Raw genomic sequence first — 25,859 nt, 5'->3', positions numbered from 1 at the left:
CGGTGTCACACGGGCCCGGATTAGGGTTTGGCGACCGTCGAATCCCGTCCGGTCCCGTCGAGTTCAGTCGCGTGAGGAGCGAGCATGACGCAGATCCGGCCCCGCCGATCGGTGCTCTACATGCCGGGCGCCAACGAACGCGCGCTCGAGAAGGCCAAGACCCTGCCGGCCGACGCCCTCGTCCTCGACCTAGAGGACGCCGTCGCGCCGGACGCGAAGGAAGCCGCGCGCGAGCGGGTGTGCGCCGCGCTGGGGAACTACGGAACGCGCGAGGTCGCCATCCGGGTCAACGGCCTCGACACCGAATGGCACGACGCCGACCTGCGGGCCGCCGCGTCCGCCGGCCCCGCCGCCGTGGTCGTGCCGAAGGTGAACTCGGCGGGCGAGGTGCACAACATCGAGCGCGCCCTGGAGCTCGGCGGCGCGCCTGAGGAGACGAAGATCTGGGCGATGCTCGAGACGCCCGTCGCGATCCTGCACGCCGAGGAGATCGCCGCCGCGTCGTCGCGGCTGACGGTGCTGGTGATGGGCACGAACGACCTGGCGAAGGAGTTGCACGCCGCCTTCATCCCGGGCCGCTGGCCGCTGCTTTCCGCGTTGTCGACCGCCATCCTCGCCGCCCGCGCCACGGGCAAGATCATCCTCGACGGCGTCTACAACGACGTGAAGGACGCTTCGGGTTTCGAGGTCGAATGCCGCCAGGGCCGCGACTTCGGCTTCGACGGCAAGACGCTGATCCACCCGTCGCAGCTGGAGCCGTGCAACCGGGTCTTCGCCCCGTCTCCCGCGGAGATCGACCACGCGCGCCGCGTGATCGCGGCTTTCGACGAGGCTCGCGCGGCCGGGCGGGGTGTGGTGACGGTGGACGGGCGGATGATCGAGAACCTCCATGTGGAGGAAGCGCAGCGGGTGCTGGCGCTGGCAGCGGCGGTCGGCGCCTGAATCCCAGGTGGACGGTCGGTCCTCAGCCGACCGGCCAGGGGCGCTGCTCCGGGCGCAGCCCTTCGTACGCCGCGGCAGCACGCAGGACGGCCAGGTCGGCGAAGCGGGGGCCCGCGATCTGCAGGCCGATCGGGATGCCGTCGGTGGTGTAGCCGCAGTTGAGGGCGATCGCGGGCTGGCCGGACATGTTGTAGGGCACCGTGAAGGGGATGTGTTCGAAGGGGCGCGCGGGGTCGTTGGTGGGGGATGCGGCGTCGAACGCGGGGGCGGAGACGGCGCAGACCGGGGAGAGGACGACGTCGTAGGCGGCGGTGGCCGCCAGCGCCGCGGTGCTGATGCGGTCGATGCAGGCGAAGCCGCGGTAGGTGTCGAGGGCCGATACCGAACCGGCGGCCTCGGCCCAGGTGGCGATGTAGGGCAGGACGCGGGCGCGGCGGTCCTCCGTAAGCGCGAGCAGGTCGGACCAGGCGCGGACGCGCCAGAAGACGTCGAGGCCGTCGAGGAGTTCGCGGGTGAGGAAGGGGGCGACCGGGGAGACGTCGGCGCCCGCGGATTCGAAGAGGGCTGCGGCGGCGGTGACGGCGGCGGTGATCTGCGGGTCGACGGGGAGGCCGACGCCGGGGTCCAGGTGGAGGCCGACGCGGAGGCCGCGCAACGAAGACTCCAGCGCGGTCCAGTCGAGGGTGGCCGGTGGGAGGCTGAGGTGGTCGCGGGCGTCAGGGGCGGACAGGACGCCCATCAGCAGCGCGGTGTCGGCGACGGTCCTGGTCAGCGGGCCCGCGGCGCGGCCGAGGAACGGCGGGTCCACCGGCACTCGGCCGAAGCTCGGCTTCAGGCCGACGAGGCCGCACCAGCCGGCGGGCAGGCGGATGGAGCCGCCGATGTCGGTGCCGACGTGGAGGGGTCCGTAGCCCGCGGCGGCGGCCGCGGCGGCGCCGGCGCTGGAACCGCCGGGGGTTCGCGAGAGGTCCCACGGGTTGCGGGTCGCGGTGTGGAAGCTGGAGAGGCCGGAGGTGAGCATGCCGTAGTCGGGCATGGTCGTCTTGGCGAGCAGCACGGCGCCGGACTCGCGAACGCGCGCGGCGGCGGGGGCGTCGGCGGCGGCCGAGGTGAGTGCGGTGGCGGCGGTGCCGAGCGGGACGGGCGTGCCGCGGGTGGCGATGTTTTCCTTCAGCGTCAAGGGAACGCCGTCGATCGGGCCCAGCGGTTCACCGGCGTGCCAGCGGGCTTCGGACTGCTTCGCGGCGGAGCGCGCTGAAGCTGCGTCGTACGCGTACAAGGCGTGCAGCTGCGGCTCCCGCGCCTCGATGCGGGTGAGAACGGCTTCGGTCGCCTCGACGGGCGACACCGTGCCTGCGCGGTAGCCCGCGACCAGGTCCACCGCGGTCAGGTCGGCCAGCTCCATCGTTACCTCCGATTCACGAAGCGGGTGGTTCGAAACGTCCGTCGACGGCGGTCCAACCCCCGTCGACGGCGAGCACGGAGCCCGTGACGAATGTCGAAGCGTCCGAAGCGAGGTACACCACGGCGCCGGCCAGTTCGTCGGCGCGAGCCCAGCGGCCGAGGGCGCCCTTGGTGGCGTAGGCGTCGTACCAGCCGGGATTCTGCTTGATCTGCGCGGTGAGCGGGGTCTCGACGACGCCCGGCGCGATGGCGTTCACGCGGACGCCCGACGACCCGAACTCCGCGGCGGCGGTGCGGAAGAGCTGCACGAGGCCGGCTTTCGTTGCGGAGTAAGGGCCTTGGCCCGGCTCGACGGTGGTGCCGCGAATCGAGGAGAACCCGATGATGCTGCCCCGGCCGCGCGCGACCATCGGCCCGCCGAACGCCCGCACCACCTCGAACGCGACGCCGAGGTTCAGCTCGACGACGCGGTCGAACTCCTCGCGGGTGTAGTCGAGGAGGCGCTTGCGCACGTTCACACCGGCGGTGAGCACGACCGCGTCGAGCTCGCCCAGTTCCTCGGCCGCGCGCTCGACCGCACCCGGTTGAAGGAGATCGATCCCGTACACCTCGGCCACGCGGGTCTCCCGTGCGGCAGGAACGTCGCGGTCCGCGCAGATCACGTGCGCACCGTGCGCGGCCAGCGCCCGCGCGGCCTCGCGGCCGATGCCGCTCCCGCCGCCGAGCACCACGATACGGCGGCCATCAAGACGGAAGAGGTTTTCGTAGTTCACGGGCGTAGCACCGCCATCCTCGTCACGGTCAGTTCTTCCACGGCGAAGCGCGGGCCTTCGCGGCCGATGCCGGAGTCCTTGACGCCGCCGTAGGGCATGGTGTCGGAGCGGAAGCCGGGGACTTCGTTCACGACTACGCCACCGACGTCGAGCTCGTCAAGGGCGCGGAAGGCAGTGCTGAGGGAGCGGCTGTAGACGCTGGCGTGGAGGCCGTAGCGGGAGGCGTTGACGGCCTCGAAGGCGGAGTCCACATCGGACACCGTGCGGAGGCAGACGACGGGGCCGAAGATCTCTTCGTCCCAGCATTCGACGCCGTCGGGGACGTCGGCCAAAACCGTCGGTTCCAGGGCACCGTCACGCAGAGAGCCGCCGGCCAGCACACGGGCGCCGGCGGCGGTCGCTTTCTCGACCCACTCGACGACGCGGTCGGTGGAGCGGGGGTCGATCAGCTTGGACACGCGGGTGGCCTCCGAGCGCGGGTCGCCGACGGCGACCTCGGACAGGCGAGCGAGCACGCGAGCCGTGAACTCCGAAGCCACCGAAGAGACGACCAGGACTCGCTGCACCGAGATGCAGGCCTGGCCGGAGGCGTAGAAGCCGCCCCTCAACACAGCGTCGGCCGCGGCGTCGAGGTCTGCGTCTTCAGCGACGACCAGAGCCGCGTTCGAGCCCAGCTCCAGCAGGGTCTTGGTCGGGGCGGCGTCACGGGCGATCTGGTGGCCGACGGCGGCCGAGCCCGTGAACGACACCGCGCCGACGCGGCGGTCGGTGACCAGGGCGGAACCGACCGAAGCGTCGCCCGTGACCAGTTGCACCATGGCCGGGATGGGCGCCAGCGAGCGGACCAGGTGGACCAGCCACAACGTGGCCAAGGGCGTCTGCGGCGCGGGCTTCACGACCACCGGACAGCCGGCCGCGATGGCCGGCGCGATTTTGTGCGACGCCAGCAGCACCGGGTAGTTGAAGCCGGCGATCCCGACGACAACGCCGATCGGCTTGCGTTTCCAGAAGCCGACGAGGCCGTCGCCCGACGGGAGCAGGTCCAGGGGCACCGTCTCACCGTGCAGGCGGGACACCTCTTCGGCCGCGGCTTCCCAGGTGACGATCGTGCGCGCGACCTCGACCCGGCAGTCGACCAGCGGTTTTCCGGTTTCCAGGACCAGCAACGCTTCGAACTCGGCACTGCGTGAGCGCACAGCAGCGGCCACGTCGTTCAGCAGCTGCCGACGCGTCCGAGAAGGAAGAGCCGCGACCTCCCGCGCGACAGCCACCGCCTCGTCGATCGCGCGCGTCGCCAGGGCAGGAGTGCCGACCGAAGCAGAACCGATCACGCTGCCGTCATAGGGGAAAACCACGTCCGAAGTGTCCGAAGTAGACACCCAGTCGGCGCCGATCGGCAGTCCCTCGGGGTAGTCAGGCATCCTCCGCGCTCCCTCCACTCGGTCCTCCAATCAGCCCTCCACTCAGCCGGGCCAGCTCGGCGCGCAGGTTGGGCGCGGCGGCCAGCAGTTCCCGGGTGTACTCGTGCTGCGGCGTTTCGTAAACCTCCTCGACGGCGCCGATCTCCACGATCTCCCCGCGCCGCATCACGGCGACGCGGTCGCACACGTGCCGCACCACGCCGAGGTCGTGCGAGACGAAAACGAGCGTCAGCGAGAACTCCGCCACCAGGCGCGCCAGCAGGTCGAGGATCTGGGCGCGGACGGAGACGTCGAGGGCGCTCACCGGCTCGTCGGCCAGCAGCACGCTCGGGTTCGGCGCCAGCGCGCGGGCGATGGAGATGCGCTGGCGCTGGCCGCCGGAGAACTGGTGCGGGTAGCGCGAAGCGGCGTCGGCGGGCAGGCCGACCGCAGCCAGTAGCGAGGCCACCCGCTCCGGCGAACGGCGGCCCAACGGCTCGGAAATGATGTCCCGGACCCGCATCCGCGGGTCGAGCGAGCCCATCGGGTCCTGGAAGACGATCTGCATCGACGACCGCAGGAACCCCAGCTTCCGCTCCGGCAGGTTGTCGATCTGCCGCCCGGCAAAGGAAACCGTGCCCGACGTCGGCCGATCCAGTGCGGCGAGCAGCCGCACCAAGGTCGACTTCCCGGAGCCCGACTCGCCGACGATGCCGAACCGCTGACCGGCCTCGACGTCGAAACTCACGCCGCGCAACGCCTGAACATCCCGGCGTTTGTAGAACCGCGTCAGATCTCGGACCTCGATCACCGGACTCATCGCGAAGCCTCCAGATCAGAAGCCGCCAGCAGAGCCTTCGTGTACGCATGCTGCGGCGCCGTCAGCACCGACCGCGTCGACCCGCGCTCCACGATCTCCCCCTCCAGCATCACCAGCACCCGCTCGCACACCGACGCCACCACCGCCAGGTCGTGCGTGATGAACAGCAACGCGGCCTCAGCAGACAACGAACTCTTGATCAACGACAGGATCTGCGCCTGCACCGTCACGTCCAGCGCCGTCGTCGGCTCGTCGCAGATCAGCAGCGACGGCTCGTTGGCCAGCGCCATCGCCAGCACCACCCGCTGCCGCTGCCCGCCCGAAAGCTGGTGCGGATACGCCCGCGCGGTGCCCGGCAGTCCGACCGCCGCCAGCAGCTCCTCCGCCGAACGCCCCCGCCGGCCGTGCACGCGGAACGGCTCCGTCACCTGCCGGCCCACGCGCATCGCCGGGTTCAGCGCTGTCATCGGCTCCTGGAACACCATCGACAACCCGTTGCCGCGCAACCGCGACAGCTCGCGTTCGGACGCGCCCAGCAGCTCGCGATCGTTCAGCCGCACCGAACCCGTCGCCCGCAGCTCGTCCGGCAGCAGCCCCATGATCGACAACGCCGTGAGCGACTTCCCCGACCCCGACTCGCCGATCAGCCCGACGCGTTCGCCCGCGCCGATCGAGAACGACACGTCTCGCACCAGGTCAGCGACCCGCAGGCCGTCCACCGTGAGAGTCATGCCCGGGCCGCCAATCGCGGGTCGAGCCGGTCGCGCAGCCCGTCGCCCAGCAGGTTGAACCCGAGCACCGCCACCGCGATCGCGACGCCCGGCACCAGCGCGAGCCGCGGGTGGACGGTCAGCAGCTCCTGCGATTCCTGCAGCATCCGGCCCCACGACGGCGTCGGCGGCCGCGTGCCGAAGCCGAGGAACGACAGCGCCGCCTCGGCCAGCACGGCGATCGCGAACGACACCGAAGACTGCACGATCAGCAGTCCCGAGATGTTCGGCAACACGTGGCGCACGGCGATGTTCACGCGCGAGCGCCCAGCCGCGCGCGCCGCCAGCACGAACTCGCTGCTGCCCACCTGCAACGTCCCCGACCGCGCGATCCGCGCGAACGACGGGATGGTCGCGATGCCGATGGCGATCATCGCCGTGAGCGTGTCGGCGCCGAACACCGCGCCGAACATGATCGCCAGCAGCAGCGCGGGAAACGCGAGCACAAGGTCGTTCCCGCGCATCACGAACTCGCCCAGCCACCGCGGCGCCAGGCCGGCCAGCACACCGAGCGGCGTGCCGATCACCGCGGCGATGCCGACCGCCACCACACCGACATACAGCGTGGTGCGGGCGCCGACCATGATCTGGCTGAACACGTCGCGGCCGAACTTGTCGGTGCCGAACAAGTGCTCGGCCGAAAAACCCAGCAGCTTGTCGGGTGCGTTGACCTGCACCGGGTCGTACGGCGTCCACACGAACGACACCAGCGCGGCCAGCACCACGAGCGCCACCAGCACAGCGCCGAGCACGAGGCTGCGGTTTCGCACAGGAGTGAGCGTGGTCATCACGAGCCCCGCAATCTCGGGTCGAGCACCGTGTAGAGCACGTCCACGACGAAGTTCACCAGCAGCACCTCCGCCACGAGCACCAGCACGATTCCCTGCACCGTCAGCAGATCGCGCGACGATACGGCGTCGAGCAGCATGCTGCCCAGGCCCGGCAGCACGAACACGCGCTCCACCACCACCGCGCCGATCAGCAGCGTCGCGAGCTGCAGGCCGAGCACTGTCACGACGGGCACCGACGCGTTGCGCAACCCGTGGCGCCGCATCGCCTGCGCCGGCAACAGGCCCTTCGACCGCGCCGTGCGCAGGTAGTCCTGGCCCAGTGTGTCGAGCACGGCCGAGCGGACGTAGCGCGTGAGCACCGCGCCCTGCACCAACCCGAGTGACAACGCCGGCAGGATCAGCCCACGCACGAACTGCCCCGCGTTCTGGTCCGGCGGCGTCCACCCGCCGCTCGGCAGCCACCGCAGCTGCACCGCGAAGATCTGCACCAGGATGATCCCGGCGAGGAAGGCGGGGATCGCCACGCCGATCTGCGACAGCCCGGAAACCGTGACCCCACTGGGCTTGCGGTACCGCACGGCCGCGAACATCCCCACCGGCACCGCGATCACCAGCGCCACCACCATGCCCGCGCCGACCAGCCACAACGTCACGCCGAGCCGGTCGAGCAGCTGCGGCCCGATGGCTTCACGCGTGACGTACGAGCGGCCGAAGTCGCCGTGCAGCACGCCGCCGATCCAGCTGAAGTACTGCGTGACGAGCGAGCGGTCGATGCCGAACTCCGCGCGCGTCTTCGCCAGCAGCTCCGGCGTCGCGTTCACGCCGAGCGCGACCTGTGCCGGATCACCCGGCAGCACGGCCATGAACAGGAACACCACGATCGACGCGACGAAGAGACTCGCCACGAGGATCGCCACCCGCCGAAGCACCTTCACCGTCATGCGGGCCTCAGTCCGGTGAGGTCGAACGACTCGCTGACCTGGTTCTTCGCGAACCCGGTGACCTTGTTCTTCGCCACGATCACGTTGGGGTACAGGAACAACCAGTCGGCGGCCGCGTCCGTGTTGAGCTGGCGCGCGACCTGCTTCATGTCGGCGACCTGCTGCTGCGACGTGCCGCTGTCGGCCTCGGCCAGCAGCTGCTGCACCCGTTTGCTGTCGTACCCCCAGTAATACGTGGGTTTCCCGAACGTCGTGATGTCGCGGGCCTCCACGTGCTGGATGATCGACAGGTCGTAGTCGTGGTCGGTGAACACCTGCTTGAGCCACACCGCCGGGAAGTCGAGCGGCTCGATCGTGGTCCGCACGCCGACGTCGGCCAGCTGCGACTGCACCACCTGCGCGGCCGACACGGCATACGGCAGGTTCGGGATCCGCAACCGCAGGTTGAGGTTCTTCACGCCGGCTTCCGCGAGCAACTGCTTCGCCTTCGCCGGGTCGTACCGGTAGACGCCGGAAAGGTCCTCGTACCACGGGTCCGTGGGCGGGACCATGCTGCCGATCAACGTGCCGCGGCCGTTGAACACGAGGTCCAGCACGGCTTTGCGGTCGATCGCGTACGTCAGGGCCTGGCGCACGCGCGGGTCGTTCAGCGGCGCGCGCTGGTTGTTGAACGCGAGCGTGACCTCGCTGTTGGTGGTGCCCTGCAGCACGGTGAACCGGTCGTCGCCCTCGAACTGCGGGATCGAGTCGGCCGAGGTGAGTGAGGAGATCACGTCGATGCCGTTGCTGAGCAGGGCGTTGTTGAGCGCGGTCGGGTCGGCGATGTACTTGAGTACCACTGTGGAGTACGCCGGTTCGCGGCCCCAGTACGCCGGGTTCTCCTTGAGCACGATGGAATCCCCGCGCCGACGCGACGCGACCTCGTACGGCCCGGTGCCCACCGGCTTGTTCGCCAGGTCGGCCACGCCGGTCGGGCTGAACATCGCGCCGAGGCGGCTGGTGAGACTGAACAGCCAGCCGTTGCTGGGTTTCGAGAGCACCACGCGCGCGTGATCGGGCGAGACGACGTCCACGTGGTCGACCACGTCCATGGCCGACTTGATCGAGATCGTCCAGTCGGTTTTCACGCGCAGCAGCGAGAACTTCACGTCCGACGCGGTGAACGGCGCGCCGTTGCTGAACTTCACGCCGGGTTGCAGCTGGAAGTCGTACGTCTTGCGGTCCGGGCTCACGGTCCACGACTTGGCGAGCAGCGGCACGATCCGGCCCTGCGCGTCGAGCTTCACCAGGCCCTCGTAGACGTTGTACAGCAAGGCCTGCGGGATGGCGGCGCCGTCGGCGTGGGTGAAGTCGAAGTTCGCCGGCTCGGCCGTGAAGCCCACCGACAGTGTGTCGGGACCGCTCGACACGCTCGCGCTGGAGCCGGCCGAGCAGGCGGACGCCGCGAGCAGCACCGCGAGCGCCGCGAGGTGGAGCCGGGCTCTCATTCAGCCTCCTGAACCGGCCTTCAAGCAAGTACACTGGTCTGACCAGTAGCCTGAGGTTGGCACCAGACGACGCCGAGGTCAAGGGATGAAGTTCGAGCCGGTGGCCCCGGTCCGCGCCTACGAGCGGATCGTGGAGCAGATCGAGGAGGCCGTGGTCAGCGGCCGCCTCAAACCCGGCGAGCGCCTGCCCGGCGAACGCGAACTCATGACGCAGTTCGGCGTCGGCCGCTCGACGGTGCGGGAAGCGTTGCGCGTGCTGCAGGCCGCCGAGCTGATCCGGTCACGGCCCGGCGACCCGCGTGGCCCCGAGGTGCTGGCCGCGTCACCGGTGGCGTTGCACCGCTCGATGCACCGGCTCGCCCGCGCCGACCACGTGGGGCTGGCGGAGCTGCTGCAGTTCCGGATGGTGCTCGACGGTTCGGCCCACCTGCTGGCCGCGCAGCTGCGCACCGAAGCCGATCTGTCCGCTTTGGACACCGCGCTCGCGGCCATGCGCGCCGGCGCGCAGGAGGGGTTCGCGCAGTTCAGCCGGGCCGACGTCGCGTTCCACGAGACGATCGCCCGCGCGTCACGGAACCCCCTGCTGGTGGTGAGCGCCGAGGTCGTGCGCGGAGTGGTGCTGGAGCTGATCGAGGACAAACTCTCGCATGCCCGCGACCGTTCGGCGTTGATGCAGTCGTGGCTGGGCCACCACGCCGAGGTGCTGGAAGCCGTGCGCGCGGCCGACGGCGAACTGGCGGCGCGGCTGGCGCGGCGAGCGCTGTATGACAACTACGCGGAGTACGTGCCGGAAGAGCAGCGCGGGCTGCTCACGCCGTTGCTCTGAACCGGCCTGGAAAACGACCGCAGCCCGGCCGCTGGTGGCACCGGGCTGCGTGATCGCGTTCGGGAACGGTCAGGAGACGAGGTTCGCGTACACGACGATGTTGTCCTTGTAGCTGTGCTCGGCGTGGTCGAACACGCCACCGCACGTGATCAGCCGCAGCTGCGGCTTGTCGGTGTTGCCGAAGACCGCCTGCGTGGGGAAGGTGTCCTTGGGGACCTCGTCCTTGTGGTCCACCACGAACTTCAGCTTCTTGCCGTCGCTGCGCTCGATGTCGACCTCGTCGCCGGGGTTGACGTCCTTGAGCTTGTAGAAGATGCCCGGCTGGTGGTTGCCGTCGACGTGCCCCAGCACGATCGCCGGGCCGACCTCACCCGGCACGGGCGAGAGGCGGTACCACGCGGCCTGCATCGGCGTCTTCACCGACGGCACCGAGATCTGCCCGTCCTTGTTGGGCAGCACGGTGATCAGCGACGACTTCGCGCCGATCTTCGGGATCTCCACCGACGTCGGCCTCAACCCGGTGAACGGTTTGGTCACCGGCACCGGCTTGCTCACCGGGGCGGGCTTCGCGGCGGTTGCCGGGGCGTCCGAACCGCAGCCGCTCAGCGTCAGGGAAAGGAGCAGGGCGCCCGCGATCGCGACGCCCTGCCCGTACTTACCAATCCGGCCGAAAGTAGGCCGACCCCCGCGCGGCACGTAACCGTTACCGCGAAGCCGTTCGGCCGTGACTGTGGCCGGATTGGTAATGATCGGCGCAGTGTTCGCCATCAAGCGGCCATGCCGCCGAAGCCGGTCTCGACGCCGCCCTTGGGCGCGTACTTGACCTGCGAGTTGCCGTCACCGTTGGTCGTGCCCGCGGAGCCCGCGGCCGCGCCGCCCGCCGGCGGAACCGGCTGGTTGCCGGTCTGGTCGCCGCCGCAGGTCCAGGTCGCGGTCACGTTGCCGGCGTCGAAGGACACGCCGTCGTGGCGCTGCACGAGCCAGCCCCAGTAGCGGCCGTCGGTCTCGTCCTGGTGCGGGCCTTCGATCAGGTCGAAGTCGGTCGAGGACACGTTGGTCGGCTCGCCCGCGGCGCAGGCGATCACGAACAGGCCCTGGCCACCGTCGAAGTCGACGCCGTAAGCGATGTCGTCCTCGTACGGCGGCTCCTCCGGCGTGGAGGTCTCTTCGGAACCCGACGTGGTCGGGGTCGACGAGTCGCTCGGCTCACCGGTGTTGCCCGGGTTGCCCGGGTTGCTGGTGTCGGTCGGCTGCCCGCCGGTGGTGGGCGGGGTGTCCGAAGAGGACGGCGCCTCGGAAGTCGGGGCGTCCGAGCTCGGCGTGTCCGAAGTGGGCGCGTCGGACGTCGGTGCGTCCGTAACCGGCGCGTCGGTGGTCGCCGGGGCGGTCTCCGACGTCGCCGGAGTGCTGCTGCCGTTTTCGTCCTGCGCGAAGGCGGAGGGCGTGACGGCGAGGCTGATCAGGGCGCCTGCGAGCACAGCGCCCGCGAGTCTGCCCAGGGTCTTCTTCACGTGTTGTTCTCCCTGGAAGAAAGCGCGGTGACCCCCACCGCGTCCGCTGATCCTGCCGGAGAAATGGGGGGAACACGAAACGTTTTCGACGGTGATTAAAAGCACCGTAAACAGAAGTAACGAACCCGCGGACCCTGGCGATGAATTGGCTCAACACCGCGATCACACACACGAACGCCGGCGGAACCGTGCCTTTACTGTAACAGTTCCCGGCCCGCCGGCGAAGCTCCGTGAATTGTTGACCGAGTTCAGCCCAATGCGGTAACGAGGTCGCGCCAGAGGTCTTCCGGGTCCTCCAGGCCGACACTGAAGCGCAGCAAACCGGCGGGCACGCGCTCCTCACCCGGCAGCCACGCACGCCGCTCCACCAGGCTTTCCACGCCGCCGAGGCTCGTCGCCGCGCGGATCAGCCGGACGGTGGAACACACCTTGTCTGCGGCTTCGGCCGTGGCCAGCTCGAACGACACCATCATCCCGAACCCGGGGTAACGCACCTTCGTGACGGCCGGGTGTTCCGCCAAGCGGGACGCCAGCAGCGCCGCCGTTTTCGTCTGCTCCGCAAGCCGCACCGGCATCGTGCGCAGGCCGCGGAGGGCGAGCCACGCTTCGAGCGCGCCGGGCGTCGAGCCGATGCGCGTACGCGCGCCGCGCAGCTCGGCCGCGATGGTCTCGTCGGCCGCGACGGTGATGCCCAGCAACAGGTCGCTGTGACCGCCGATGAGCTTCGTCGCGCTGTGCACCACGATGTCCGCGCCCAGCTTCAGCGGCTGCTGGTGCAGCGGCGTCGCGAAGGTGTTGTCCACGACGACCCGGCCGCGGGTGCCACGCGCGATGGTCTCGATCTCCATCACTTCGAGCGTCGGGTTCGTCGGCGACTCGAGCCACAGCAGGTCGGCGTCGCAGTCGAGCCACGCCTGCGTGTCGGTGGGTTCGAGCTCGGTGACGGTGATGCGGCCCATCTTCTCCGCGTGGTGCATCGCGCCGCGCGTCACCGCGTAGCTGAACGTCGGGACCGCCACGGACGAGCCGACCGGCAGTGTGTCCAGCACGGCCGACAGGGTCGCGACGCCGGAGCCGAAGCTGGTGGCGTGGCCGCCTTCCAGGGCACCGACGGCCTCTTCGAGCGCGTGCCAGGTCTCGGTGCCGTCGGAACGCGCGTAGACGGAGTCACCGCCGGCTTCGAAGGTGCTCGTGGCCACGATCGGGGTGTTCAGGGGCTCGCCGGGGCCGTGCGGCCGCCCGGCCGCGATCGCGATCGTGCGCGGTGTCCATTCGTCCATAGCGACACCGTAGCTGTATCACCGTTGCCGATCCGGCCACAGCCACGGCGCTATGACCTGCGTCGCAGGCTTCCGGCATGCCCCGGGGACGCGCCTACTTTTGGCCGGATCGGCAATGGCGCCCACGGCCTCGCAGCCGTGATGTGGCGGTCGGCTCACCCGCGCCGGCGAGCCGACCACGTCTTTCAGTGCGCGTACACCTCGAACTCGTACAGCGAGTAGCCGTACCCGGTCCCCCGCTGAACGCCCTGCATCCGGACGAACCGGGCGTCCGACGGGGTGAACGACACGTTGTCCGCGCCGCCGTTGCCGTCGGTCACCACGGCCGCGTCGCGCCAGTTCTCGCCGTCGGCCGAGAGCTGCACCTTGTAGCCCTTCGCGTACGCCGCTTCCCACGACAGCACCACGCGCGCGACCTGCTGCACCGAACCGAGGTCGACGGTGATCGACTGGTTGTCGCTCCAGTCGCTGGCCCACCGCGTGCTCGCGTTGGCGTCCACGGCGTTCGACGCGGGCGAGTTGTACAAGCCCGTCTCGGCGCTCGTGGCGCTCACCGGCTTGCCCGCGGCGAGGTTGCTGACGTTGTCGCCGCGGTGGGCCGGGTACTCCACGACCTGCTGGAACGTCGGCCGGTTCTGCGTGCTGATCTTGTCGTGCGTGATGCCACCGAGCGGCCGCTGGATCACGGTGTCGGCGCACCACTGGTCACCGGCCGAGCAGTCGGCGTCACCCGGGTACACGGTGCTGGCCGGCTGCGCCGCGGCCGCCGTGAGGGAGTCGACCAGCGTGGTGCGGCAGGCGGTCAGGTCGCCGCCGCCGCAGAACGTGGCGCCCAGCGGACCGGCGACGGACTGGCCCAGCACTGTGCGGATGTCCTTGCTGACGTAACCCCACCAGCCGTGCTGGTAGGACGAACCCTGGTGCGGCTGGCCGACGTGCTTGCCCGGCAGCTCGTTCTGGAAACCGGACGGGCTTTCGTTGATCTGCAGGACGTTGGTCATGGCGGTGAACGCGTCGTCGCCCAGTGCGGGCTTGAACTCCGCGCTGACGAGCAGCGGCCACCACGCGTCCATGATCCGGATCGCGTCGGCGTCGTTGTACGTCTTGCTGCCCGGAGAAGACTCCACGCGCTGGTGCCCGTGCTGCAGCCACGTCTTCAGCTTCGCCTCGGCGTCGGCCGCCGCGCCGGTGAGCGGCGTCTTGTCGAGCACCTGCAGCAGCAACGGCAAGACCTCCTCGGCTCGCAGGTCGGCGAGCGCAGCGTCTTCCATGGCCTGCGCGAGGTTCACGCGCGTCACCTTGGTGCCGCTGTTGATGAGCGCCTTCACACGCGTGTCGAGCAGGTCGGCGCGGTGCACGGCCGACTTGTCGGCGCCACCTGAGGCGTAGCCCTTGGCCTGCGCGTTGTTCCAGCTGACGTAGTAGTCCTGGTTGACCGACTGTGGGTGCTGCGAGGCCGGCGTGTAGTTCGCCTTGTTGCCGTTGGGGTTCCAGCCCTGCCAGTCGTAGCCCTTGTCACCCCACACCGGCATCATCGGGTCCACAGTGGAATTGCGGACGGGGTTGGCGCCGGAGTTGAAGTAGGCGACGTCCTTGGAGTCGGCGTAGAACCAGTTGAAGGTGAAGTTCACATCGCTCGCGGCCCGCTGGAAGTCGGCCGCGGAGTGGATGAAGTCGGGGTCGTTGAACTCCTGGAAGCCGATGAGCGAATCGACCTCGTGGAAGTACGAGGACCGCAGCGACGCGTACGCCACCGGCTTGCCGCCGATCGTCGCGCGGCTGACGACCGGGCCGTACTTCGTGCGGTAGCTGCGCAGCGTGTACGAACCGGCAGCGGTGCCGTCAGCCACCGTCGGCGACCAGGAGTTCTTGCGCTCCACGGTGTCCATCGGCAGGCACTGGCCCTGGTAGAGGTAGTAGTTCGAGTCCTTCGTGGCCGGTTTGCCGCTCGGGTCGCACAGCGGGAGCGCGAACGTGTCGATGATGTCCTGCGCCGACGTCGTGGCGCTCCACGAGTAGTCCTGGCCGCGGCCGAGCAGCACGTACATCGAGATCCCGGCGAACGACGCGCCGCGCGCGCTGATGCCCGGGCCCTGAAGTTCCTGCAGCAGGAGCAGCTGCGGCGCGAAGTACCCGGTCTGCGGGCCGAACACGGCGACCGGGTGGCCGCTGGCGGTCTTCGAACCCGAGACGACGAGCGCGTTGGACATGCCGTGCTTGTCGCTCAGCATGTCGCCGGGCAGCACGCCGTTGTCGAACATGCCTTTCGCCGCCTGCTGGTCCGCCGGCGCCTTGACGTCGACCTTCGCGGGCGAGTCGGTGGTCGCGGAGCCGGACTGGTCGTAGACGAGCTGCTGCGGCGTGACGGAACCCTTGTCCGGCAGGGCCAAGCCCTGCGGGTTGGCCGGGGTCATGCCGTAGTCGAAGGTCTGGCCGTCATGCAGTGTCTTCACGGCTTCGGGATCGTCGGCCGAGCGCAGGCTCTGCCAGACCTGCTCGCCCTTGGCCACGCCGTACTTCTCCTGCAGCGCGAGCTTCGCGATCGCGTTCTGAACCTCACCACCGCCGCCGGCGCCGAACTGCGCGCCGACCACGGACGCGAGCACCACGAGGTCGGTGAGCTTGAACGGCTCGATGGTGCCGGCGTTGGTGATCGCGTCGACGTGGCCGGTGAGCACGTACTCGCCCGGGAAGTAGCGGCCGTTGTGGGAATCGGTGATGTACTTGTTGATCCCGTCGACGTAGGCCTGGGAGTCGGCGAGGCCCTGCCTGCCGCGCGGGCCGCTGGCGGCCGTCGCTTCGATCTGCTGCTGCAGCTCGTCCTCGGTGTAGGGCGCGGCGGCGAAGAACGACTGCTCGAGCTCGCGGTTCGCGGGCGCGCCACCGGCGTACGAGGTGAGCTGGCCGCGGCCGACGCGGCGCATGATGTCCATGAGCCACAAGCGATCCTGCGCGGCCGCGTAGCCGGCGCCGAACTCGGTGCCCGAGCGCGTGGTGCCCTGGATGTGCGGGACGCCGGTGGCCTTGTCGCGCGTGATCGTGACGTCGGAGCGGGGCTGGAGCGTGCTCGCGACCTGGTCGGCGGGGACGCCGAAGGATGAGTCGTTGAAGAACTTGCCGATGGTGTCGGTGGTCAGCGTCTTGTAGCCGCCGGCGAGGTCGGCGTACTTGCCGAGCTGGTCGTCGGCGTGCGCGGGCTGCGTGCCGAACGCCTTGTTGCCGAGGATCTCCGCCAGCGTCGCGCTGCCGTTCTCCCCCGGCGGGAGGATGTCGTTGCACTGGCCGGCGCAGTAGTCGTTGCCGGGCAAGGCCGCCGAGGCGGGTGGCGCGCCGCCGACCGCTGTCACGAGTCCCGCCGCGACAACGGCCAGGGCCGAAACAGCCAGGGTGCGGATGCGTCGTCGCATGCCGGAGCTCCCGTCCACGAGGTTCCCCCAGGGGTGACCCAGCGCACGCTACCGACGGGTAGATGAAGTGTGAAGACTATTCGCGTTTAACCCCTCTTTGGGCCTAGTCCGATCGGCGCAGCGGGACGCCGCTGGGTACGGTGAGCGCCATGACCTTGGAAAAGCCCGAAATCGACCGCCCGGACGGACCCCCTCCCGCCGAACTGGAGATCACCGACCTCACCGTCGGTGACGGCGCGGAGGCCCAGCCGGGCAATGCAGTGTCGGTCCACTACGTCGGCGTCTCGCACTCCACCGGTGACCAGTTCGACGCGTCCTGGGACCGCGGCGAGCCGCTGCGCTTCGCGCTCGGCGCCGGCCAGGTCATCCCCGGCTGGGACCAGGGAGTGGCAGGCATGAAGATCGGCGGCCGTCGCCGGCTGGTGATCCCGCCGCACCTCGCGTACGGCGAGCGTGGCGCGGGCGGCGTGATCAAGCCGAACGAGACGCTGATCTTCGTCGTCGACCTCGTCGGCGTGAACTGAACCTCCGGGCAACCGGGCCGGCTCCACGGGCAGCCCGGTTGCCCGAACTCTTTCGAGTGAACCCCGGTCATCGCTAAGCTGCGCCGATCACCGGCCGGGACCGGTGCCACTGACCAGGGGGAAAGTGACATGCGCGTTCGCGCGATTGTTTCCGCGGCTCTGCTCATGCTCGGGGCCGCGCTCGCCACCGCCGCACCCGCGTCGGCCGTCGCCAACGGATCCGACGTGTCGCAGGGCCGGTTCGAGTTCGCCGCCAAGCTCACGATGACGAACATCCCGCGCCCCGACGGCACGCACTACGACAGCGGTTGCTCGGGCGCCCTTGTCGCGCCGCAGTGGATCCTCACCGCCGGGCACTGCTTCCACGACGTGAACCGCAACCCGATCTCCGGCCCGGTGCCGTACCCGACTTCGGTGCTGCTCGGCACCACCGTGCAGCGCGGCAAGCTCGGCGTGACCCGCCAGGTCACCGACGTGGTCCAGGCCGGCACCAATGACATCGCGCTCGCGAAGCTCGACAAGCCGGTCCGCGGGATCACGCCGCTCAGGGTGAGCCGCTCCGAGCCGACGGTCGGGCAGAAGCTCACCCTCGCCGGCTGGGGCGCACTGAGCTCGGTGGACGCGGCTCCGTCGATGAAGCTGCAGCAGGGCACCGTGGCGGTCGGCGAGGTCGCGGCCACCACCGTCGGCGTGCACGGCGTCGCGCCGGCCGCGGACACCAGCGCCTGCCTCTACGACTCGGGCGCACCGTACTTCGTGGCTTCAGGCCGCGGCGGCCGGATCGTGGCGGTCGAGTCTGAAGGCCCCGACTGCCCTCACGATCAGCTGGAGACGACCTCGCGCGTCGACGTGGTCGCCGACTGGGTGCTGTCGCAGACCCACTGACGCCCAGATACCAGAAGACGGGCTCCGCGCACAGGTCGCGGGGCCCGTTTTCTTTCGCCCGACAAGGGAATTCCTGACCCGGAAGTAGCTGGATAGCGTTGAGGGTCGATCATCGGCGCGCCGCCGGTGGCCCGACGAAGGGAAAGAATGCGCGTCCGCGCCGCACTCACCGCAGCAGCCCTCCTGCCCCTCCTCACCGCCGGCCCGGCCCTGGCCGTCGCCGACGGGACCGACGTGGCCCCGGGCCAGTACGGCTTCACGGCCAAGCTGACCATGGCGAGCATCCCGCGCCCGGACGGGAGCACGTACACGAGCTTCTGCTCGGGCTCCCTCGTCGCGCCCACGTGGATCCTCACGACCGGCCACTGCTTCCACGACGCGCAGCGCAACCGCGTGTCCGGCCCGGTGCCGTACCCGACCACCGTCACGCTCGGCCTGGTCGACGAGGCGAAGGAGGCGGGCGTCACCCGCAAGGCCACACAGGTGCTGCAGTCCGCGGAGAACGACGTCGCCCTCGTGCAGCTCGACAGCGCGGTCCCGAACATCACGCCGCTGACCGTGAACCGCCTGATCCCGGCGGCCGGCCAGCGTCTCACCCTCGCGGGCTGGGGTAGCCACACGGCGAAGAACCCCGTGCCGTCCTCGAAGCTGCAGCAGGGCACCGTGCAGATCGCCTCCGTGGGCAGCACCACCGTCGGCGTCCGCGGCGTCGCCCCTTCACCCACCACCAGCGCGTGCGTCTACGACTCCGGCGCGCCCTACTTCGTCCCGTCCGGCAGCGGCGGCCAGCTCATCTCCGTGGAGACGACCGGCCCGGACTGCCCCCACGCGACCGTCGAAACGACGTCGCGGGTGGACGTGATCGCGGATTGGATCGCGACTCGCACGAAATAGCCGGCCGACCGGCGCGGAGAGCGACAGTCAGGATCGCTCTCCGCGCCCCTGCCGGTGGCGGGTCAGTGCGTGACCGCATTGTTCACGCGTATTTCCCCTCGCGGCACGCGGTCACGTTCGCCGGAATAATCGCGGCTTTACTTGTCCTTTTTCTTCGGCAGCTGGTCGGCCGCTTTTTTGCCCGCCGGGCCGAGTTTGCCGAGGACAGAGCGCACGCCGCTGACCACGGCGTCGCCGACGGGGTTCGGGTGGTCGTCGTCCGGGTCGCCGATACCGCCGGCAACGCCGCTGGAGCCTGAGTCCATGGTATTTCTCCCCAACTGTTGTTTTATCGGATTACCCGATCAATTACCGATGCTACGCAATCGCCGCACCCACAACAACCGCGCGATTTGGGCCTCCTCTCCGGGAACTGCGCCGAGCCGGTTGTTCATGAGGTGGACGTGCTGGAACGCCGCACGGTAAGGCGAAACTCGCCGTGCCGATTCGCGGTACTCCGTCCAAAAGCGCTCGGCGTAGCGGCGCAGGGGCTTGCCGACGCGGTCGGTGGCCAGTTCGCGCGTCACGTTCTCGAACAGCCGGCCCGCCTGGCGCACCGCGGCCGGGTCGTCCGGGCGGGCGGTGGCCGCGGCCGGACGCCAGGCGACCGTGCGCGCGCCGCGGCCCGACCAGTACCAGGCGTACTGGTGCAGGAAGCTCACCTGCTGGTCGGCGGGCAGGCCCTCGACGATCGCGGCGGTGTGGGCCGCGGCCTGCGTGATGCGGTGGGCGGAAGCGCGGCCGGGGAGCAGCTCCAGCGCGGTGTCACTGCCCAGGTGGGCCACGCGCTCCGCGAACTCGACGCCGTCGGGGCCGCGGAACTTCGCCAGCTCCGGCTCGTACCAGCGCTTCACGACCTCCGTGCCGCGTTCGGCGAAGCGGCGGTCCAGGTCGGCTTCGACCACGGCACCGACATCCGGCTGCGCCTGAACCCGAACGCGCAGCTGGAGGCCCGACATGTCCATGTACTGCAGGAAAAACCAACGGCGCAACGGGTGTTCAGTGACCACCGGCCGCACCACCTCGTTCAGCAGCCGCGTGACGGACGGGAGGTCCGGGACGTACACGCGCCAATAACGCCAGTCGGGCCGCAGCAAGGTCTCAAGCATGGGTCACCACCGTCAGGAACTCGGTCACGCGCCCGACGCTCGCCCCGGCCGCGGGCAGCGCCTCCGTGAGTTCGAGCTCCTCCGCGCCGGCCAGGCCTTTCAACGCCGTCCACGCCGCAAGGGGGTGGGCGAAGCTGAGCCACTGCGGTTTCCCCTGCGGCACCCCGCCCGCGGCCAGACCGCGGACGAACACCTGCTCGGGCAAACCGTGCTCGGCCAGGAACATCCGGCCGGCGCGGAGGAAGTCCACATCGGGTCCACCGGCGACGGCGGGCAGCGCCGACGCCGGCAGCGTCCAGCGGGCACGGCGCAGCACCAGCCGCCCGTCGGTCACGCGCTCGCGGAAACCCGCGCCCGGCGCCGGAGCCCACGGGCCCAGCGACAGCCACGGATCCGACAGCAGCTGCAGCACCCGCGGCACCCCGCGCAGCAGGTGCGCGGGCACGGCGCCGAGGTAGCTCAACGCGGCCGGCCGCCCCGCCGGGTCGAGCACTTCCAACGTGCCCGTGGCCAGGTCGTGGCGCACGCGGAACCCGTCGATCGACACGCCACCCGGCCCGGCCGACGGACGTTCGGCACCCCACGACAGCCACGGTGCCGAACGCACGGCCGGCCGCTGCGTGTCCGTCCAGTCGGCGTGCGCGGTCACCTGGTACACCGCGCACCCCGGGAAACGCTTCTCGTGCAACGAAGTCACCGCCGCTTCGACACGCGCGGCCAGGCCAGGCACGCCGGCCCAGCGCGAGACGGCGCCGAGGTAACCCGGGTGCACCTGGTTGACCACCAGCGATTCACCCGCGACCTGCCAGAACACCGAGTGCGCCGGACAGCCGATGCTCGGGCCGACGATGTCGCGTACGTCGGGTTCGGGCACGGCGCAGCGCGACAGCCACAGCATCGGGTCCAGGTCCCGCACCGCGCGGAACGCGAACTCGGCCAGGTCGGCAACGCCGCCAAGCTCAAAGTGGTGCAGGAAAAACCGGACCAGGTCGTAGTACCCCGCGCGCGGCCGCGCGGTGGCGTCCAGCAGGCCGTCGAGCCGGTCGAGCTCCCCCGCCACCCAGGCGGGCGGCGCGGTCTCCGGCTCCGGGCCGTGCGCGACGGTTTCGTGCACCAGACCCAGCCCGTCGAGCCAGCCGGCACGCGCCGGATCGCGTTCCGCCAGCACGGTTCGCAGCCGGCCGCGCAACGCGAGCACGGCGTCGGCCCGGCGCCGGCCGTCCGCGCTGCCGGCCACGACCTTCTCGGCTTCGGCCAGCGAAGGACGTCCCCAGGCGGTGAAGTGCCGGGGTTCGTCGAGCCGCCACGGTGGGCTCACCAGCAGCAATCCCTGGTCCACGAGCCGGCGCACGTCGTCGACGGTGCAGCCCAGCTCCGCGGCCAGCTCACGCAGCCGCCGCGGCCGCGCGTCGAGCGGCACCGGCCCGGCCAGCGCGGTGACCTCGTCCTCGCGGAAGTACACGCCGTGGCGCATCAGGTGCACGGGCAGCGCGGCCAGCCACTCCGCGCCGACCAGGCGAGTGTCCACATTGGGCACCACCACCGGGTCGTCCTCCAGCGCCGCATACGCGAGCCGCGCGGCGACCCGCGAGGAACTCACCAGCCGGCACGCGGCGCCAGGGTCGACTGCGCCGCCGAAGTCCCCGACGCCGACGGTCGTCAACGCACCGAACGGGCTCGGCTTCAACGTGGTCCGCACCAGGTACGACACCGCGCTGCGGCTCAGCCGCCCTCCGGGTTTGCCCAGCTCAGCGCGTTCGGTGAACGCCGTGACGAACTCCGGGCTCGCCAGCGCCAGCCCGGCCAGCACGGGCCGGCTGCGCAGGGCCGAAGCCACGGCGTGCTGCGCCGAAGCCAGCTCCGCGCCGAGCGCCCGCGTCGCCTTCTCCAGCAGCTCACGCTCGCGCACCAGCAGCTGGTGCCACTCGCCGAGCCGGTCCGCCTCCTCGGCGGCCAGTACTTCTCGCGCGAGCCTGACGCCGGCTTCGTCGGAGCGTTCGTTGAACACGCTCCGACGAAGCCGGATCAGCCCGCGCCGCTGCTCGCGCGACAGCTCGTCGCGGCCGATCACGGCGTGCAACGCGTCGCAAACCGGTTCCGCCAGCGCGGTTTTGCGCGCGGCGGCGGACTCGGCCTCCTCCAGCAGGGCGACGGTCTCCGGGGCACGCAGACCGTCGAGCACGCCGGCGGGCAGGCCGCAGATCCGGGAGACGAGCAGCTCGGACACGACGTCACCGCCTCCGTGCGGCGAGTGCTTCGGCCTGCCAGCCCGGGTCGTTGCCCGCCCGCCAGTCGAGCGCACCGTCGCCGCTGACGGGGGCGGGCAGCTCGGCCGGGGCGCTGCCCAGGATGAACTCGCCGACCGACGATTCCTTCAGGTAGTCCAGCCCGAACGCCCGCGCCGCCGCGTCGGCGTCGCCGCTGCCGAGACCGCAGCCGGCCAGGCCCATCGCCGTGGCCACCAGGTACATCGTCTGGTACAGCGCGCCGGCGTGCTTGAGTGTCACCGCGTACGCGATCGACTGGTACTTCCACGCGAGCCGCTGGAACCGTGAGGTCATGGTGACCAGCACGTCGGGCACGGCCTGGCCGCCGGTCGACAGCGTCGCCACGCGAAGCAGCTCGTCGCGCGCTTCGGCCTCGGTGTTGATCAGCCGCAGCACGTGGTCGCCGGCGTCGTAGTGGTAGATGCCGGGCTCGAGCCCCTTGCACCGGCGGACGGTGACGTACAGCTCGAGCTCGTACCCCGCGCCACCACATGGGTACGGGCGGCTCGAACCCTCGTACGGCATCCGCGCCTCGGGCCGCGGGCCGTAGGTGCCGCGCACGCGCGCCGTGCGGTAGAGGAACTCGCCCAGCTGCTCGGCGGTGATCGGCTCCTCACCGTAGGCGCGGATGGACTGGCGGGCCTCGATCGTCTCCTGGAGGCCCTGGTCAGCGGCGCGCACGGCGTCGAAGGACGGGCGGAACAGCTCCGTGCGCGGTCCGTCCGGCGCGGGCGCCACCGCGGGCAGCGGCTCGATCTCGCCGACGTACGGGAACCGGCCGCCGAACGCCTCGTCGGTGCGACCGATGCGGCTGCGGCTGTGGAAGTAGAGGTCGTGCACGTCCCACTGGCGCAGCACGTCGTCGGAGTCCACGGGGAACTCGCCGTCGGCGCCGACGTCGAGGAAACCCGCGCCCGCCAGCGCGGCCAGCACCGGCCACCACTCGGTGTCCACTTCCGACGTTGGCCGCGCCGCGGCGAGCGCGGCCACGGCGCCGGCCAGCGCCGCGTCGAGCAGCACCGCGCGGTACTTGCTCAGTGGCGACTCCACCACCAGCTCGCCGCCACGACGGCGCAGGAGGCTGAACTTGCCCAGCCGCAGCCACGCGCCGGCCAGCTCGGCCACCTCGGGCCGCAGCCCGGTCACGCCCGTGCGCTCCAACACGGCCACGCGCTCGCCGCGCAGGCGGAAACCCGTGGCCAGGAAGGGTTCCACCTTCGTCAGCACGGTCGCGACCGGCGACTGCGGGTGCTCGGCGGCCAGCTCGTCCTCGGTGTGCAGCCCGGCGCGGACCTGCTCCAGGGCCGCCAGCATCGGGGCGCCGACGCCGCGCAGGCGGTAACCCGCGCGGTCGGCCAGGCCGAGCAGAACCTGGTCGTCCTTGGTCAGCACGGACACGTCGCGGCGGAAGGTGACGGTGTACTCGGCGGTGCGTTCGAGCGTGGTCATAGGAACATCGCAATCGGGTTGAGGTCGGCTTCGGACGGCGTTTCATCGATCCAGCCCAGTTCGCGCGGCACGTCGAAGAGCCGGCCGGGCGCGAAGCGGGGCCAGAAGTGCCGCATTCCCGGCACCAGCACGCGCACCACGGGCAGGCCGATGTCCACCCGCGTCTGGTCCAGTACCAGCATTTCCATCCCGCGCTCGGCCACGGCCCGCTCGGCGCGCAGCACGTCTTCGCGCACGTCGGCGCTTTCGTAGCGCTCGAAGTCGGCCCGGGTGCGCAAGGCGCCTTCGGCCGGGAGCACGTACGGCTGGTTCTCCACGGTCGCGTTGCGCCACCAGTGCAGCTGGTCCGGGTCGTTGTAGGCGTAGGAACCCGAACCGTCGGCCTTCATCCCGATCACGGCCGGCAGGAACTGGTTCATCTCCGACAGCGCCCGCCCGATCGCGACCTCCACGTCGAAGTGCGCGCCGAGGGCGAACAGGATGTCCTGCGCGGGCTTGTCGCGGCGCACGGAAACCGCGGCCACGGAAGGAATGCCCAGATCGTTGGTCAGGTCCAGCACCCAGGTGTCGCGCTCCAGCTCGTCGTAGCGCTGCTGCCACTGCGCGAAGTACGGCACGTCGAACGTCGACAGGTCGATCGCGGGCCGGCGCAGGCGGTGGTACCACCACATCGCCACGGTGTCGCGCTCCACCAGCTCCATGAAGCCCTGCAGGATCGCGTCCTCGAGGCTCGTGCCCGCCGCGCAGCCGTTGGAGTTCGCGCCGGCCTGGAACGGGGTTTTCGGGTTGTGGTAAGCGAAATAGAGGCCTGAGGTCGGGAACAGCTTGGTGCGCTGCTCGGTCAGCGACCACACCGGCGACCACTCGATCTCGGCCTGCGGGTCGAGGTCGTCAGCGACCCAGTGGAAGTGCGACGGGCGCGAGTTCCACTCCTTGCGGTCGCGGAACTGGTCGTCGCTGTAGAGGTGCAGCGCGTTGGGGTGGACGACCTCGGCCGGGTCCAGGTCGGCCAGCGGCGCGGTGCGGCGGGCCTCGTCTCCGTGGAACAGCCCCGAGTAGCGCTCGATCGCCTCGCCGACGGCCGACGCCTTGGCCTGCGCGTCGCTCATCCCCTTGCCCGCGCTGCAGCTGCGCAGGCCGGCGCGCAGGTCGTTGGCGTTGGCCATGGGGATCGCGAAGTTCTGGCCCGCGGTGTAGGTGTGCAGGCCCTCGACCTCCAGCGGCACCTTCACGAGGTTGCTGATCGGGCCCGTGACGGGGCTGATCAGGTGCTCGTAGCGCGCCACGAACTGCTCCGGCGGGCTCGAGCGGTAACCACCGTCGCTGCTCGCCATGCGCGGGCGCGGCTCGAGCCGCACCGGCGCCGCCATGCGGTCGGCCTGCAGGTCCGGCTCTCCGCACAGCGGGCACTGCGGCCGGCGCTGGAACGGGTGGTGCTCCTGCGTGAGGCTGACCGTGTCGAGCGTGATGACCTCCGACTGCCACGGCGTGCCGTACTGCGCGGCCACGCCACCCGGCGGCTGCGGCATCGCGGCCCGCCCCGCGGCGAACGCGCCGGTGAGCCACTTGCCCACGTGCAGCGCGGCGAGGCGGTGCGCCAGGTCCCGCGTGACGCCGGTGCCGGTCACGGAGTTGACCAGCGCCGGGCTGTCGAGCACGCCGCGCTGGCGCAGGTAGCTGGCCAGCACGTTCTTGTTGGACAGCCGCACGCGCAGGCATTCGTAGCAGCCGGTCACGCCGGGTTCGAAGACCGGGCCGACCCAGATCATGCTGCCGACCGGCTTCACCGGCAGCCACGGCGTGCCGGCGGCGTGGAACTTCGTGCCCCACTCGGCGAGCTCGGGGCGCAGGTAGTCGTCGGTGAGGACGACGGTGAAGCCGGCCGGCGCCTCGGGATCCGTCGTGACGCCGGTTCCGAGCGCCGTAAGGGCCTCGGTGAACCCTGCCGCGTCGACGTCGCCGGCGGTCAGCACCCGCACGTCCGCACCGGCCAGGCGGCGCACGGCGTCATCACCGTCCACACCGGACGCTTCCCAGTAGCCGCCGACGCGCGGGTCGACCTCGGGGTCCACCTCCACGACGTACCCGCTGCGGCGCAAGCGGTCCAGCGCCACGTCGATGCGCGCCGGGTCGGCTTCCGCCAGCGCCTGCTTGATGCTTTCGCGGCTGTGCTGCCCGTCGACCAGCAGCGGGGCCAGCTGCTCGACGAGCGCACCGGCCAGCCGGGTCTGCGTGGTGCGCTCGCTCGTGAGGTACACCGCGTCGCCGGGCACGGTCAGCACGCGCAGCGACCGGTTGAACCTCGTGATCCGATTGATGCTCTTCGTCATGGTCGTCCCC

General features: G+C 70.7%; 22 protein-coding genes. 5 read left to right on the top strand and 17 right to left on the bottom strand.

What is annotated here, in order from left to right:
* The first annotated feature begins 84 nt into the window (after nucleotides 1-84).
* Entirely contained in the window at nucleotides 85-942 is an 858-nt protein-coding gene (locus ABZU76_RS06865; RefSeq protein ID WP_354865785.1) for a CoA ester lyase, read from the top strand.
* A gap of 22 nt (nucleotides 943-964) precedes the next feature.
* On the opposite strand, the gene ABZU76_RS06860 is transcribed toward ABZU76_RS06865, so the two are convergent.
* Genes ABZU76_RS06860 through ABZU76_RS06825 form a run of 8 tightly spaced genes read right to left on the bottom strand, consistent with a single transcriptional unit; the run spans nucleotide 965 to nucleotide 9,328 of the window.
* Nucleotides 965-2,347 carry an amidase gene (locus tag ABZU76_RS06860; protein ID WP_354865783.1) on the bottom strand — a complete coding sequence of 461 codons (1,383 nt, stop codon included), beginning with the start codon at nucleotides 2,345-2,347 and terminating at the stop codon, nucleotides 965-967.
* A gap of 13 nt (nucleotides 2,348-2,360) precedes the next feature.
* Nucleotides 2,361-3,119 carry an SDR family NAD(P)-dependent oxidoreductase gene (locus ABZU76_RS06855; protein WP_354865781.1) on the bottom strand — a complete coding sequence of 253 codons (759 nt, stop codon included), beginning with the start codon at nucleotides 3,117-3,119 and terminating at the stop codon, nucleotides 2,361-2,363.
* Nucleotides 3,116-4,540 (bottom strand): aldehyde dehydrogenase family protein, encoded by a 1,425-nt coding sequence (locus ABZU76_RS06850; protein WP_354865779.1) that lies wholly within the window; start codon nucleotides 4,538-4,540, stop codon nucleotides 3,116-3,118. The genes ABZU76_RS06855 and ABZU76_RS06850 overlap by 4 nt, the downstream gene beginning before the upstream one ends.
* Nucleotides 4,533-5,339 (bottom strand): ATP-binding cassette domain-containing protein, encoded by an 807-nt coding sequence (locus tag ABZU76_RS06845; RefSeq protein WP_354865777.1) that lies wholly within the window; start codon nucleotides 5,337-5,339, stop codon nucleotides 4,533-4,535. The genes ABZU76_RS06850 and ABZU76_RS06845 overlap by 8 nt, the downstream gene beginning before the upstream one ends.
* Nucleotides 5,336-6,070: an ABC transporter ATP-binding protein gene (locus ABZU76_RS06840; protein ID WP_354865775.1), complete on the bottom strand. Its 735-nt coding sequence runs from the start codon at nucleotides 6,068-6,070 to the stop codon at nucleotides 5,336-5,338. The genes ABZU76_RS06845 and ABZU76_RS06840 overlap by 4 nt, the downstream gene beginning before the upstream one ends.
* Nucleotides 6,067-6,879: an ABC transporter permease gene (locus ABZU76_RS06835; protein ID WP_354865773.1), complete on the bottom strand. Its 813-nt coding sequence runs from the start codon at nucleotides 6,877-6,879 to the stop codon at nucleotides 6,067-6,069. Before ABZU76_RS06835 ends, ABZU76_RS06840 begins: the two co-directional genes overlap by 4 nt.
* A gap of 17 nt (nucleotides 6,880-6,896) precedes the next feature.
* Nucleotides 6,897-7,841, bottom strand: coding sequence for an ABC transporter permease (locus ABZU76_RS06830; protein WP_354865771.1), 945 nt, complete (start codon nucleotides 7,839-7,841; stop codon nucleotides 6,897-6,899).
* Nucleotides 7,838-9,328, bottom strand: coding sequence for an ABC transporter substrate-binding protein (locus ABZU76_RS06825; RefSeq protein ID WP_354865769.1), 1,491 nt, complete (start codon nucleotides 9,326-9,328; stop codon nucleotides 7,838-7,840). Before ABZU76_RS06825 ends, ABZU76_RS06830 begins: the two co-directional genes overlap by 4 nt.
* An 85-nt stretch (nucleotides 9,329-9,413) precedes the next feature.
* Between ABZU76_RS06825 and ABZU76_RS06820 the strand changes: the two genes are divergently transcribed.
* A complete protein-coding gene (locus ABZU76_RS06820) occupies nucleotides 9,414-10,154 on the top strand; it encodes a FadR/GntR family transcriptional regulator (RefSeq protein WP_354865767.1) in 741 nt (246 codons plus the stop codon).
* A gap of 69 nt (nucleotides 10,155-10,223) precedes the next feature.
* Here ABZU76_RS06820 and ABZU76_RS06815 read toward each other — a convergent pair whose 3' ends face one another.
* The 4 genes from ABZU76_RS06815 to ABZU76_RS06800 form a co-directional block, all read right to left on the bottom strand.
* A complete protein-coding gene (locus ABZU76_RS06815) occupies nucleotides 10,224-10,922 on the bottom strand; it encodes a class F sortase (RefSeq protein WP_354865765.1) in 699 nt (232 codons plus the stop codon).
* On the bottom strand, nucleotides 10,922-11,665 hold the full coding sequence (locus ABZU76_RS06810) for a hypothetical protein (RefSeq protein ID WP_354865764.1): 744 nt from the start codon (nucleotides 11,663-11,665) through the stop codon (nucleotides 10,922-10,924). The genes ABZU76_RS06815 and ABZU76_RS06810 overlap by 1 nt, the downstream gene beginning before the upstream one ends.
* Nucleotides 11,666-11,913: 248 nt before the next feature.
* Nucleotides 11,914-12,945 carry a PLP-dependent transferase gene (locus tag ABZU76_RS06805; RefSeq protein ID WP_354865762.1) on the bottom strand — a complete coding sequence of 344 codons (1,032 nt, stop codon included), beginning with the start codon at nucleotides 12,943-12,945 and terminating at the stop codon, nucleotides 11,914-11,916.
* A gap of 185 nt (nucleotides 12,946-13,130) precedes the next feature.
* Nucleotides 13,131-16,352 carry a penicillin acylase family protein gene (locus ABZU76_RS06800; RefSeq protein WP_354865760.1) on the bottom strand — a complete coding sequence of 1,074 codons (3,222 nt, stop codon included), beginning with the start codon at nucleotides 16,350-16,352 and terminating at the stop codon, nucleotides 13,131-13,133.
* A gap of 149 nt (nucleotides 16,353-16,501) precedes the next feature.
* Between ABZU76_RS06800 and ABZU76_RS06795 the strand changes: the two genes are divergently transcribed.
* The 3 genes from ABZU76_RS06795 to ABZU76_RS06785 all read left to right on the top strand — a co-directional run bounded on the left by ABZU76_RS06795 (nucleotide 16,502) and on the right by ABZU76_RS06785 (nucleotide 18,655).
* On the top strand, nucleotides 16,502-16,876 hold the full coding sequence (locus ABZU76_RS06795) for an FKBP-type peptidyl-prolyl cis-trans isomerase (RefSeq protein WP_354865758.1): 375 nt from the start codon (nucleotides 16,502-16,504) through the stop codon (nucleotides 16,874-16,876).
* Nucleotides 16,877-17,005: 129 nt separating this feature from the next.
* Nucleotides 17,006-17,761: a trypsin-like serine protease gene (locus ABZU76_RS06790; protein ID WP_354865756.1), complete on the top strand. Its 756-nt coding sequence runs from the start codon at nucleotides 17,006-17,008 to the stop codon at nucleotides 17,759-17,761.
* Between the two features lie 147 nt (nucleotides 17,762-17,908).
* A complete protein-coding gene (locus ABZU76_RS06785) occupies nucleotides 17,909-18,655 on the top strand; it encodes a trypsin-like serine protease (RefSeq protein WP_354865754.1) in 747 nt (248 codons plus the stop codon).
* A 137-nt stretch (nucleotides 18,656-18,792) separates the two neighbouring features.
* Here ABZU76_RS06785 and ABZU76_RS06780 read toward each other — a convergent pair whose 3' ends face one another.
* From ABZU76_RS06780 to ABZU76_RS06760, 5 genes are read right to left on the bottom strand one after another with little or no spacing between them, the layout of a single operon-like run.
* Nucleotides 18,793-18,960 (bottom strand): hypothetical protein, encoded by a 168-nt coding sequence (locus ABZU76_RS06780; protein WP_354865752.1) that lies wholly within the window; start codon nucleotides 18,958-18,960, stop codon nucleotides 18,793-18,795.
* Between the two features lie 39 nt (nucleotides 18,961-18,999).
* On the bottom strand, nucleotides 19,000-19,803 hold the full coding sequence (locus ABZU76_RS06775; RefSeq protein ID WP_354865750.1) for a thiopeptide-type bacteriocin biosynthesis protein: 804 nt from the start codon (nucleotides 19,801-19,803) through the stop codon (nucleotides 19,000-19,002).
* Complete coding sequence (locus ABZU76_RS06770; RefSeq protein WP_354865748.1) at nucleotides 19,796-22,030, bottom strand: hypothetical protein; 2,235 nt, start codon at nucleotides 22,028-22,030, stop codon at nucleotides 19,796-19,798. Before ABZU76_RS06770 ends, ABZU76_RS06775 begins: the two co-directional genes overlap by 8 nt.
* 4 nt (nucleotides 22,031-22,034) lie before the next feature.
* Nucleotides 22,035-23,519 carry a SagB family peptide dehydrogenase gene (locus tag ABZU76_RS06765; protein WP_354865746.1) on the bottom strand — a complete coding sequence of 495 codons (1,485 nt, stop codon included), beginning with the start codon at nucleotides 23,517-23,519 and terminating at the stop codon, nucleotides 22,035-22,037.
* Nucleotides 23,516-25,849 carry a TOMM precursor leader peptide-binding protein gene (locus tag ABZU76_RS06760; RefSeq protein WP_354865744.1) on the bottom strand — a complete coding sequence of 778 codons (2,334 nt, stop codon included), beginning with the start codon at nucleotides 25,847-25,849 and terminating at the stop codon, nucleotides 23,516-23,518. Before ABZU76_RS06760 ends, ABZU76_RS06765 begins: the two co-directional genes overlap by 4 nt.
* Nucleotides 25,850-25,859 lie beyond the last annotated feature (10 nt).

Source organism: Amycolatopsis sp. NPDC005232, assembly GCF_040607795.1.
Taxonomy (GTDB): domain Bacteria; phylum Actinomycetota; class Actinomycetes; order Mycobacteriales; family Pseudonocardiaceae; genus Amycolatopsis.
This window is presented reverse-complemented; position numbering and strand designations above follow the sequence as displayed.